Raw genomic sequence first — 12,124 nt, forward strand, 5'->3', positions numbered from 1 at the left:
GGACCCATAACCACAGGAAGTAGTTTGGCGAAGACTCGGGAGCTCGATACGCCTACCAGCCGCAGTCGATAGATCACGCGGTATGGGTCCCCGCCTTCGCGGGGACGACTGCGGGGCTACACCTTCCCGTCCACCATCACCTCGATCAGCTTGGTTCCCGGCCGATTGAACGCTGACGTCAGCGTTGCCTTCAGTTCGCTGACATCGCTGACCTTGATCGCCTCACAGCCGAGTGCCTTGGCGACGCCGGCGAAATCGACCGGCGGATCGACGAAATCCATGCCGACGTAATTGTCATCGCCGTGGAAGGCGAGCAGGCGCTGCTTGATGATGCGATAGCCGCCGTTGTTGGCGATGACGACGTTGAGCGGCAGCTTGTGATGCGCTGCGGTCCAGAGCGACTGGATCGAGTACATCGCGCTGCCATCGCCGGAGAAGCACACCACGGGGCGATCGGGATTGGCAATGCTGGCGCCGACCGAGGCCGGCAGGCCCCAGCCGATGCCGCCGGAGGCGAGCCCGTGATAGCCGTAGCGGTCGCGATGCGGATGCAGGGCCGTGATCTGGCGGCTGGAGGTGAGACCTTCGTCGACCAGGATGGCGTTATCGGGCATGGCCTCGACCATTTGCAGCACCAGGAAGTCCGGATCAATCGGTGTGCGGCCGGCACTCTTGCCGATCTGCTCGACCAGCGCGGCGCGGCGCGCGGTCCAGTTCTTCGGCGCGAGCTCGGCGAGACGCTGCTTGGCGCGGCTCGCGAGGGCCGCGCCGCCCATCTCCTTGAGTACCGGGATCAGCGCGCGCAGTGTTTCCTTCAGATCCGCCTTCAGCGCGATCTCGGCCCCGTAGTTCTTGGCAATCTCCCAATCGATGAGACCGATCTGCACGATGCCGAGGCCCTCAGGCAGCGCGTCGACCTCGCTATAGACCGACATCCGCAGCGGGTCGCCGCCGAGGGCGATCAAGAGATCGTAGGGCGCGAGCGTATCGCGCGCGGCCTTCTGCACGCGCGCGAGCGTGCCGACGAAGCTCGGGCTTTCGGACAGAAAGTGCGAGCCGTAGGGCGTCGAGGACTGATAGGCCGCAGCGCCGAGCAGCTCGGCCAGTTCAGCCGCCTCCGTCAAAGCATCGCTCTTGACCACCTCGTCCATGGTCACGATCACGGGACGCTCGGCCTTGAGCAGACGTGCGGCAAAGGCCTTCAGCGCCTCGTCCGAAGGTTTCGTGCGCGCATCGATGCGGGTGGAACGACCGAGATCGAGTCCCGCCTCGCTGTTGAGGATGTCGCCGGGCAGCGAGATGAACACCGGCCCGGTCGGCGGCGTCATCGCCACCTTGGCGGCGCGGCGCACGATGCGCGGCAGGTCCTCCAGCCGTGTCACCTCGACCGCCCATTTCACCAGCGGCTCGGCCATGCGCACCAGCGGACCATAGAGCACCGGCTCCATCAGACCGTGGCCCTGCTCCTGCTGGCCCGCCGTCAGGATCATCGGCGTGCCCGTGAACTGGGCGTTGTAGAGCGAGCCCATGGCGTTGCCGAGGCCGGGCGCGACGTGAACGTTGCAGGCGACGAGCTTGCCCGAAGCGCGGCTGTAGCCGTCGGCGATCGCGACCACCAGGCTCTCCTGCATCGCCATCACATAAGTGAGATCGGGATGGTCCTTCAGCGCATGCATGATCGGCAGTTCGGTGGTTCCAGGGTTGCCGAACAGATGCGTGATGCCCTCGTCCTTGAGCAGCGCGAGAAAGGCGGAGCGGCCGGTGATCTTGTTCTTCATGTTTCCTCCAGGAGCGGACCGTTGCCGCAAGGACCGAAAGCATGATGGCCGAGATGCTGGCAGAGGCGCAAGGAAGCGCGGTCATGGCTGCGTTGCGCGGGAGAGGCGCTACATCTCCTCCCGCCCGAGTTCGAACGGGTCGTCCCCGCTCGCGCGCTTCTTCTTTTTCGAGCGCTGCCAGACGACGCCGGGAAAGCCCTTCAGCGGCACCAGGGACTCGCCGGTATAGGCCCATTCCTGCAGCTCTTCGATGGCGATGTGATAGAGCGGCTGGCGGCCGGTGCGCTCGTTGAACAGGGCGCGGGGGATGTTGACCATGTGCGGCCCGCGCGGACGCTCGTACATGATCGGCGTGCCGCAATGCGAGCAGAAGCTGCGCGCGATCTTCGTCGCCTTGTCCTCGTAGCGGGTCAGCGCGGTCTTGCCTGAGGTGATGCGGAAGCGCTTCTTCCAGCTTCCGACATAGGTGGCGTAGGCCGCGCCATGGGCGCGGCGGCTGGCAGCGGAATGATCGTGCCAGGCCCAGCGCGCGGGCACGTCGATCTCGAAGGCGACCTTGCCGCAGAGGCATTGGCCGGTGGCGATCCCTGCGGCGGCTGCGGCTTTGGCCATGGACGTCTCTCCGTCGTCATCGCTAGCGCAGCGAAGCAAGCTCGTCATTCCGGGGCGATGCGAAGCATCGAGCCCGGAATCCATCCCACGTCCAGGTATGCGGCCCGATGGATTCCGGGTTCGCGACTTCGTCGCGCCCCGGAATGACAGATCAAGCCGCCGTCAGCTCGTCATACACCGGATAATCCGTGTACCCCTTCTCCTCGCCGCTGTAGAACGTCGCGCGATTATACGGCGTGATTGGGTAGCCGTGCTCGAGACGACGCGGCAGATCAGGATTGGAGATGAAGATGCGGCCGAAGGCGATGATGTCCGCATGTCCGTCGGCGATCGCCGCATTCGCGGTCTCCCCGGTGAAGCCGCCGGCGGTCATCAGCACGCCGCTGTAGAGCGGACGGAACAGCACCATCGCCGATGGCACGTTCTGCCAGTTGACCTCGGCGCGGCCCGAGCCGCTGGAGCGCGGTTCGATGAAATGCAGGTACGCCAAACCCAGCTTCTCGAGCGCCTTCACGACATGGGTATAGAGCGGCATCGGATCGGGCTCGCCGGAATCATTGGCGATGCCGTAGGGCGACAGTCGCACAGCGACACGGTTCGAGCCCCAGACGTCGATCGCAGCCTGAGTGACCTCGAGCAGAAGGCGCGCGCGGTTCTCGATTCCGCCGCCATATTGATCGGTGCGCTGGTTGCTGCGCGATTGCAGGAATTGCTCGAGCAGATAGCCGTTGGCGCCGTGGATCTCGACACCGTCGAAGCCGGCGGCGAGCGCATTCTTGGCACCCTGCCGGAACGCCTCGACGATGCCCTTCACCTCATCAGTCTCCAGCGCGCGCGGCGTCTCGTAGTCGGCGATCTTTCCGTCGGCCGTCATCGCCTTCATGCCTTCGGCCTTGATCGGAATTGCCGAAGCCGAAACCGGCAGCTCGCCGCCGTGGAAGGAGGAATGAGAGACGCGGCCGACATGCCAGAGCTGGAGAAAGATGATGCCGCCCTTGGCGTGCACGGCATCCGTCACCTTGCGCCAGCCCGCGACTTGCGCCTCCGAATAGATGCCGGGTGTCGCCGGATTGCCGCGGCCGTGCGAGAGCACCGGCGAGGCTTCGGCGATGATCAGGCCGCCCTTCGTCGCACGCTGGCCGTAATATTCGGCGTTGAGTGGCCGCGGCGCGAAAGTGTCGCGCTCGGCCCGCATGCGCGTTAGCGGCGCCATCGCGACGCGATGCGCGAGCTGGTAGGGACCGACCTGCAACGGCTTGAACAAGGCTTCGAATTTCATGTGGTCCCCGGATGTCTTTGAAAGGATGCAGATGATTGTGAGGGAGACTGACCGCCTGAAGGCGGTGGTTGTTCTCCCTCTCCCCGTTCTTACGGGGAGAGGGTTGGGGTGAGGGGCTGCCTCGGCAATCGCGGTGAGAGTTGGACTCGCGGAGAGTCCCCCTCACCCGGAATCCGCGCGTTGCGCGAATTCCGGCCTCTCCCCGCAAGCGGGGAGAGGCGAAGGAGAGCCGGCCTTACGCCGTCTTGATCCAGACGGCCTTCACGTTGAGATATTCCTCGACGTGCTGCTTGCCGGATTCGCGGCCGTAGCCGCTCATCTTGTAGCCGCCGAACGGCACGGCCGGATCCATCGCCTGGTAGCAGTTGACCCACACCGAGCCGGCACGCAAGCGTTTCGCCACCGCATGGGCCTTGCTGACGTCGCGCGTCCACAGACCGGAGCCGAGGCCGAACGTGGTGTTGTTGGCGCGTTTGACCAGCTCGTCCATGTCCTTGAACGCGATTGCGGAGATGACGGGGCCGAAAATCTCCTCCTGCGCGATGCGCATGTTGTCCTCGACACCCGCGAACACCGTCGGCGAGACGAAGAAGCCCTTCGACAGCGCGCCTTCGGTGACACGGCCGCCGCCGGCAAGCGCCCTCGCGCCCTCCTTCTGGCCGATGTCGAGATAGCCGGTGACGCGCTCGAGCTGCTGCTCCGAGACGAGCGGCCCGATCTGCACGTTGGGATCGAGGCCGTTGCCGACCTGCAGCTTCTTGCCGAACTCGGCGACGCGGCCGACGAATTCGTCATAGATCGAGTGCTCGACGAACAGGCGCGTTCCGGCGCTGCAGATCTGCCCTGAATTGGCGAACACCGCCATCGCCGCGCCGGGCACGGCGGCGTCGAGATCGGCATCGGCGAACACGATGTCCGGCGACTTGCCGCCGAGCTCGAGCGAGACGCGCTTGAGATTGCCGGCGGACGCACGGATGATCGACTGGCCCGTGACATGAGAGCCGGTGAAGGCGACCTTGTCGACGTCGTGATGCGAGGCGAGCGCCGCCCCCGCGGTCTCGCCATAGCCGGGGACAACGTTGATGACGCCGGGCGGCACGCCCGCTTCCATTGCGAGCTCGGCGATGCGCAGCGAGGTCAGCGGCGCTTCTTCGGCAGGCTTGAGCACCACGGTGCAGCCGGTCGCGATCGCCGGACCGATCTTCCAGATCGTCGCGGTCAGCGGCCCGTTCCAGGGAATGATGGCGCCGACGACGCCGATCGGCTCCTTCAGCGTGTAGGAGAATATCTCGCCGGGTAGCGAGTTCTCGATGGTCTCGCCGTGGATCGCGGTGGTCTGGCCGGCGTAATAGCGCAGCATGCCGACGGCGCGCAGGCGGTAGGCACGGGTGCGGCTCAGCGGCGCGCCCATGTCGAGCGTGTCGAGCTGCGACAATTCGTCGAAATTCTTCTCGACGAGATCGGCGAGCCTCAGGAGCAGGTTCTGCCGCTCGAACGGCTTGACCTTACTCCACGGACCTTCGAAAGCGCGACGCGCAGCCGCGACCGCACGATCGATGTCTTCCTTGTCGCCTTCGGCGACGGTTGCGAGCAGCTCGCCGGTGGCGGGATTGCGGGTCTCGAAGCGCTTGCCCGAGGCTGCATCGACCCACTTGCCGTCGATCAGCATCTGCTTGTAGGACCCGTTGGCGAACGGATGGCGCGTGATCGGAATAGCCTGCGACACAGCCATGGCTGCACTCCCTGTCAGGTGATTGATTGGTTCGATCTGGGCGGGATCGTTCGGCCGAGGATACAGCCGCGCCTGATAGGCGTAAAGGCAGCGCGGAACGAAGACCTCCCATGCCGACTTGTGCAGGGTCGCATCGCTGCCATGCTATAGCTCGGCTGAAGGCTTTCCACGGAGACGCTCGATGTCACATCCCGCCATCGTCAAGGACAATGTTGCCGTGATCACGGGTGGCGCAGCCGGCATCGGATTTGCCGCCGCCGCGGCATTTGCGCGCGCTGGAATGAAGGTATGTATCGCTGACGTCGACGAGACACGCTTGGCAGAAGCTGCAACAAAATTGTCATCCGTAACATCGGCCGCAAACGTCATGACCTCGGCCGTCGATGTCAGCAAGATCGAGAGCGTGACGGAACTCGAGCGCGCCGTCCACGCGCGGTTCGGCGGCACCGATGTCCTCATGAACAATGCCGGCATTCAGCCCGGCAGCACGTTGTTCGACGCGCCGGACAATTGGCAACGCATCATCGCCGTCAACATGTGGGGCATCATCAACGGCTCGCGCATCTTCGCGCCAAACATGATCGCCCGTGGCAGGCGCGGCCTCATCATCAACACCGGTTCCAAGCAGGGCATCACCACGCCGCCCGGCGATCCCGCCTACAACGTCTCCAAGGCCGGCGTGAAGGCCTTCACCGAGGCGCTCCAGCACGAGTTGCGCAACACGAATGACTGTCGCGTCACGGCGCACCTGCTGATCCCGGGCTTCGTCTTCACCGGCCTGACCGCAAAGGGACGCACCGAGAAGCCGGCCGGCGCCTGGACGCCGGAGCAGACGGTCGATTTCATGCTGGCGCGGCTGGAGGCCGGCGACTTCTACATTCTCTGCCCGGACAATGATGTGCCGCGCGCGCTCGACGAGAAGCGCATGCTCTGGGCGGCCGGCGACATCGTCGAGAACCGCCCGCCATTGTCGCGCTGGCATCCGGATTACGCCGATGCGTTCGCGAAGTTTGTGACGCGAGAGTAGGCCTGCACCGCTTTCTCGCTCGCCCCCAGGGCTATCGCATATGACTTGTGGCGGCGGTCTGCGCGCACGCCTCGTCCTTCGAGACGGCGCTGACGCGCCTCCTCAGGATGAGGCAAATCGGCGTCAGTGCCCGTTGAAACTGCTGCCGCGCACTCCGACCTCATCCTGAGGAGCCCGCCTCAAGCGGGCGTCTCGAAGGATGGCCGCAGGGAAATCTCAAATGCGATAGCCCTGGGCTCGCCTCGGCCTCCCGGGAGGGTGGGGTCACGGCCACCTGGCCTTGCCCCACCTTGACTCCCCCAAAATTCGTTATACAACATAACTATTCTGACAAGGACGCAAATGACACAAGGAAACGCCGAGACCGCGAATGCGGGTCCCTCCGGGCTGTTGAGGATCGAGCGGGCGGACCGGGTTCTGACCGTGGGTCTGAACCGGCCGGCCAAGCGCAATGCGCTCAATGACGGCATCATCCTGGAAATCGGCGAGTGTTTTGCGAACCTGCCCGAGGATATCGGCGCGGTCGTCATCCACGGTATCGGCGACCATTTCTCCAGTGGCCTCGACCTCTCCGAGCTGACCGAGCACGACGCCACCGGCGGGCTCCTGCACTCCCAGATGTGGCACCGGGTGTTCGACCGCATCCAGTACAGCCGCGTGCCCGTGATCGCAGCGCTCCGGGGCGCCGTGATCGGCGGCGGGCTGGAGCTTGCCTGCGCGGCCCATATCCGCGTCGCCGAGCCCTCGACCTATTTCGCGCTGCCGGAGGGGCAGCGCGGCATTTTCGTCGGCGGCGGCGGCTCGGTGCGGCTGCCGCGGCTGATCGGCGTTGCCCGGATGATGGACATGATGCTGACGGGACGCGTCTACAGCGCGACCGAGGGCGCGTCCTACGGCTTTGCGCAATATCTGACGGAGGCCGGCAACGGGCTCGGCAAAGCGCTGGAGCTTGCGACCAAGGTGGCGTCCAACGCCCCGCTGACGAATTTCGCCGTGCTCCAGGCGCTGCCGATGATCGCGGAGGCCAATCCGCAGACCGGCCTGTTGATGGAGTCGCTGATGGCCACCGTCGCGCAGAGCGACAAGGAGGCCAAGCGGCGGATCCGCGAATTCCTCGAGCACAAGACCGCGAAGGTGAAGCCCAAATCATGAGCGTAAAGTCATGAGCGCCCAGCCGTCCACTTCCGGCATCGAGCGCGGCGCGAGCAATTTCCCGCTGCGGCCCATCTCGTTCGGCGATCCCGTCGTCAACATCGAGCGGCGCGACGACGGCACGATTTACCTGCGGCCAAAGCAGCCGCTTGGCGACTATCCGGTCCGCATCACCGACCGCCTGCATCATTGGGCCACGACGACGCCGGACCGCGTCTTCATGGCCGAGCGCGAAGGCGGCCGCGGCTGGCGCAAGATCACCTATGCCGAGCTGCTCACCGCGAGCCGTCACATCGCCTCCGCATTGATCCAGCGCGGCCTGTCGGCCGAGCGGCCGGTCGTCATCCTCTCCGGTAATTCGATCGACCACGCGCTCCTGGCGTTCGGCGCGTTCTATGCCGGCGTTCCGTTCTGCCCGGTGTCGCCGGCCTATTCGCTGGTGTCGAAGGATTACGGCAAGCTGTCCTATCTGATGAAGCTGCTGACGCCGGGCCTCGTCTTCGCCGACGATGCCGACAAGTTCGCCGATGCGCTCGCCGCCAACGTCTCGCTCGGCACCGAGATCGCCGCGTCCTATGGCCACGTGCCGGGCCACGACGTCACCCTGCTCGCCGACCTGATGGCGACGCCGATCCGTGGCGATCTCGACGACGTTCACGGCAGGATCGGCCCTGACACGATCGCAAAATTCCTGCTGACCTCGGGCTCGACCGGCAATCCCAAGGCCGTCGTCAACACCCAGCGTATGATCTGCGCCAATCAGGTGATGCTGCGCGAGACGCTCGCTTTCCTGAAGGACGAGCCGCCGGTCATCATCGATTGGCTGCCGTGGAATCACACCTTCGGTGGCAATCACAATATCGGCCTGACGCTCTACAACGGCGGCTCGATGTATCTGGACGCCGGCAAGCCGGTGCCTGGGGGCATCGAGGAGACCGTGCGCAATCTCCGGGAGATGTCACCGACGGTCTATTTCAACGTGCCCAAGGGCTACGAATCGCTGCTGCCCTATTTGCGCGACGACCAGGGCCTGCGCGCCAAGTTCTTCGACCGGCTGCATGCGATGTTCTTCTCGGGCGCGGCGCTGTCGCCGTTCGTCTGGGACAGCCTCGACGAGCTCGCGGCGAAGGAGAAGGGCTATCGCGTGCCGATGCTGACCGGTCTCGGCGCGACCGAGACCGCGCCGTTCTTCATGTCGGTCAATCCGCGCACCAGCCGCTCCGGCCATGTCGGCCTGCCCGTCTCCGGCAACGACGCCAAGCTGGTGCCGAACAACGGCAAGCTGGAAGTGCGCGCCAAGGGGCCGAACGTGATGCCTGGCTACTGGCGCCAACCCGACATCACGGCAAAATCCTTCGACGAGGAAGGATTTTACAAGATGGGCGATGCGCTCAAGCCCGCCGATCCCGATGATTTCAACGCCGGCTTCGATTTCGACGGCCGCGTCAGCGAGGACTTCAAGCTCGCGAGCGGCACCTGGGTCAGCGTCGGTCCTCTGCGCGCGCGCCTCACCGCGGCCTGCGCGCCCCTGGTGCGCGACGTCGTCATCGCCGGCATCAACCGCGACGAGATCTCCGCGCTGGTCGTGCTCGATCTCGACGGCTGCCGGCTGATCAACCCGACGCTGCCGCCCGACGATCTCGTCGTCGCGACGCGCGACCGCCTGGTGCGCGAGGCTTTCCGCGAGCGCCTGACCCGTTTCCTCGGCCAGGCCACGGGATCCTCGACACGGATCACGCGCGCGATCCTGATGGACACGCCACTCTCGATCGACAAGGGCGAAGTCACCGACAAGGGCTCGATCAACCAGCGCGCAGTGCTGGAGCATCGCGGCGAGCTGATCGAGGAGCTCTACGCTGCCAATCCGTCGAACCGTGTGATATCGGTCACCTAGAAGAATATCGCCAAAGGAGAACGCCATGTTGTTGAAGGATCAGGCAGCCATCGTCACCGGCGGCGCATCGGGACTGGGCGCGGCCACCGCGCGAAAGCTGGCCGCACAGGGCGCCAAGGTCGCGGTGTGCGACCTCAACACCAAGCTGGCCGAAACGGTCGCCGCAGAGATCAAGGGCGTTGCCGTCACCTGCGACGTCTCCGATGCCGCCTCCGCTGAAGCCGCGATCGCGCAGGCGACCAAGGCCCACGGCCCGGCGCGCGTGCTGGTCAATTGCGCCGGCATCGGCGTTGCCAAGCGCGTGGTCGGCCGCGACGGCCCGATGGCGCTGTCGGATTTCGACAAGGTGATCAAGGTCAACCTGATCGGCACCTTCAACATGCTGCGCCTCGCCGCCACCGAAATGTCAAAGCTGGAGCCGCAGGCGACCGGCGAGCGCGGCGTCATCATCAACACTGCCTCCGTTGCCGCCTATGACGGCCAGATCGGCCAATCCGCCTATTCGGCCTCCAAGGGCGGCATCGTCGGCATGACGCTGCCGATCGCGCGCGAGCTCGCGCAGTTCGGCGTCCGTGTGCTGACGATCGCCCCCGGCCTGTTCCTGACGCCGCTGCTGGCGAACCTGCCACAGGAAGCCCAGGACTCGCTCGCCGCCGCCATCCCGTTCCCGCGCCGGCTCGGCCAGGCCGACGAGTTCGCCGCGCTCGCGCTGCACATGGTCGAGAATGCGTATCTGAACGGCGAGGTGGTGCGCCTCGACGGCTCGCTGCGCATGGCGCCCAAGTAAATTCGCAGAGTAAGGCCGCCAGATGTTCGTGAACCGGCGCGAGGTCCAGATCCAGTGGGGCGATTGCGACCCCGCGAACATCGTCTACTACCCGCGCTATTTCGCGATGTTCGACGATTCGACCTCGACCCTGTTCGAAGCCGCCGGCTTCTCCAAGCAGGACCTGGTCCGCAAATACGGCCTGGTGGGCATCCCGATGGTCGACACGCGGGCCAAGTTCTACATCCCCTCGACCTATGGCGACTGGATCACCATCGAGACCAGAATCGAGAGCATCAAGCGCTCGAGCTTCGAGGTGAAGCACAATGTCTACAAGGGCGAGGCGCTCGCGATCGAGGGTTTCGAGACCCGCGTCCTGGTGGGCCGCGACCCTGATAACCACGACAAGCTGAAATCCGCACCATTCCCGGCGGAAATGGTAGCCAAGTTCACGGGGAGTTAAGTCCGGAGCTAAATCGCCGCATCACCAAAAGACGGGGCTGAATTACCCCGCGATTTCTGCTTTCAAATAAACACGTCAAGGGAGGAATAGATGAAACGCTTTTATTTAACCGCTGCCATCACTGCGGCTGCGCTGACCCTGCCGGCATTGCCCGCGCTGGCCCAGACCAGCGAAGTCACCATCGGCATCACCACGACCACGACCGGTCCAGGTGCGGCACTCGGTATTCCCGAGCGCAACGCGCTGGAATTCGTGCCGAAGGAGATCGGCGGCGTGCCGTTGAAGGTGATCGTGCTCGACGACGGCGGCGATCCCACCACCGCTACCACCAACGCCCGCCGCTTCGTCACCGAATCCAAGGCCGACATCATCATGGGCTCGGCGCTGACGCCGCCGACCATCGCGGTCTCCAACGTCGCCAACGAGGCCGGTATCCCGCACTTCGGTCTGGCGCCCTTCCCGATCACGCCGGAGCGCATGAAGTGGTCGGTGGCGATGCCGCAGCCGATTCCGATCGTCGGCAAGGTGCTGTATGATCACATGAAGGCCAAGGGCGTGAAGACGCTCGGCTACATCGGCTATTCCGATTCCTACGGCGACCTCTGGTTCAACGATTTGAAGGCGCAGGCCGTGCCGATGGGGATGACGATCGTCGACGAGGAGCGCTTCGCTCGTCCCGACACCTCGGTGACCGGCCAGGTGCTGAAGCTCGTCGCCGCCAATCCCGACGCCATCCTGGTCGGCGCCTCCGGCACCGCGGCCGCGCTGCCGCAGACCGAGCTGCGCGAGCGCGGCTACAAGGGCCTGATCTACCAGACCCACGGCGCGGCCAGCATGGACTTCATCCGCATTGCCGGCAAAGCAGCGGAAGGCGTGCTGATGGCCTCGGGTCCCGTGATGGCCCCCGAGGAACAGCCGGACAGCGCGCTGACCAAAAAGCCCGGCCTCGCGCTGAACTCCGCCTACGAGGCAAAGTACGGCCCCAACAGCCGCAGCCAGTTCGCCGGCCATTCCTTTGATGCGTTCGAGATCCTCAAGCGCGTCATTCCGGCGGCGTTGAAGACGGCCAAGCCCGGCACGCCGGAATTCCGCGAGGCCATCCGCCAGGCGCTGCTGACGGAGAAGGAGCTGGCGGCGAGCCAGGGCGTCTACAACTTCACCGAAAAGGACCGCTACGGCCTCGACGAGCGCTCGCGCATCCTGCTCACGGTGAAGGACGGCAAGTACACGCTGGTGAAGTAGGCGTCGCCAAGATTCGAGACAACGAGAGCCGGCCCGATGGGCCGGCTCTTTGTTTTGGTTAGTGGAGTGAGCTGCAGCTCCGGCACCGGTGCGCCCCCTCTCCCGCTTGCGGGAGAGGGTTGGGGAGAGGTGCCTCCGCGGAGGGACCCTCCGAGACTTACGGAGAAAACCCCCTAGAG

The 12,124-nt window shown here is 65.2% G+C and carries 10 protein-coding genes; 6 read left to right on the top strand and 4 right to left on the bottom strand.

All coding sequences use genetic code 11. From position 1 onward, the window contains the following. Positions 1 to 116: 116 nt before the first annotated feature. From I6F20_RS13945 to I6F20_RS13960, 4 genes are all read right to left on the bottom strand, one after another. A complete protein-coding gene (locus tag I6F20_RS13945) occupies positions 117 to 1,778 on the bottom strand; it encodes a thiamine pyrophosphate-binding protein (protein ID WP_225126588.1) in 1,662 nt (553 codons plus the stop codon). Between the two features lie 108 nt (positions 1,779 to 1,886). Next, positions 1,887 to 2,390, bottom strand: coding sequence for a GFA family protein (locus I6F20_RS13950; protein WP_225126590.1), 504 nt, complete (start codon positions 2,388 to 2,390; stop codon positions 1,887 to 1,889). Positions 2,391 to 2,541: 151 nt separating this feature from the next. Beyond that, a complete protein-coding gene (locus I6F20_RS13955; protein WP_225126593.1) occupies positions 2,542 to 3,669 on the bottom strand; it encodes an alkene reductase in 1,128 nt (375 codons plus the stop codon). A 235-nt stretch (positions 3,670 to 3,904) separates the two neighbouring features. After that, complete coding sequence (locus I6F20_RS13960; protein ID WP_035997259.1) at positions 3,905 to 5,401, bottom strand: aldehyde dehydrogenase family protein; 1,497 nt, start codon at positions 5,399 to 5,401, stop codon at positions 3,905 to 3,907. Positions 5,402 to 5,582: 181 nt separating this feature from the next. On the opposite strand from I6F20_RS13960, the gene I6F20_RS13965 reads away from it, so the two are divergent. The 6 genes from I6F20_RS13965 (at position 5,583) to I6F20_RS13990 (ending at position 11,945) form a co-directional block, all read left to right on the top strand. Next, a complete protein-coding gene (locus I6F20_RS13965; protein ID WP_225126595.1) occupies positions 5,583 to 6,428 on the top strand; it encodes an SDR family NAD(P)-dependent oxidoreductase in 846 nt (281 codons plus the stop codon). Positions 6,429 to 6,770: 342 nt separating this feature from the next. After that, a complete protein-coding gene (locus I6F20_RS13970; RefSeq protein WP_035997250.1) occupies positions 6,771 to 7,580 on the top strand; it encodes a crotonase/enoyl-CoA hydratase family protein in 810 nt (269 codons plus the stop codon). A gap of 10 nt (positions 7,581 to 7,590) precedes the next feature. Further along, positions 7,591 to 9,474 (top strand): feruloyl-CoA synthase, encoded by a 1,884-nt coding sequence (locus I6F20_RS13975; protein ID WP_225126597.1) that lies wholly within the window; start codon positions 7,591 to 7,593, stop codon positions 9,472 to 9,474. A 25-nt stretch (positions 9,475 to 9,499) separates the two neighbouring features. Next, the gene (locus I6F20_RS13980; protein ID WP_036036313.1) at positions 9,500 to 10,261 is read left to right on the top strand and encodes an SDR family NAD(P)-dependent oxidoreductase; all 762 of its coding nucleotides are present in this window, start codon (positions 9,500 to 9,502) and stop codon (positions 10,259 to 10,261) included. 22 nt (positions 10,262 to 10,283) lie between these two features. Further along, a complete protein-coding gene (locus tag I6F20_RS13985) occupies positions 10,284 to 10,703 on the top strand; it encodes an acyl-CoA thioesterase (protein ID WP_212260090.1) in 420 nt (139 codons plus the stop codon). 90 nt (positions 10,704 to 10,793) lie between these two features. After that, on the top strand, positions 10,794 to 11,945 hold the full coding sequence (locus I6F20_RS13990) for an ABC transporter substrate-binding protein (RefSeq protein WP_225126599.1): 1,152 nt from the start codon (positions 10,794 to 10,796) through the stop codon (positions 11,943 to 11,945). The last annotated feature ends 179 nt before the right edge of the window (positions 11,946 to 12,124 follow it).

This window comes from Bradyrhizobium sp. IC3123, assembly GCF_020193625.1.
Classification (GTDB): domain Bacteria; phylum Pseudomonadota; class Alphaproteobacteria; order Rhizobiales; family Xanthobacteraceae; genus Bradyrhizobium; species Bradyrhizobium yuanmingense.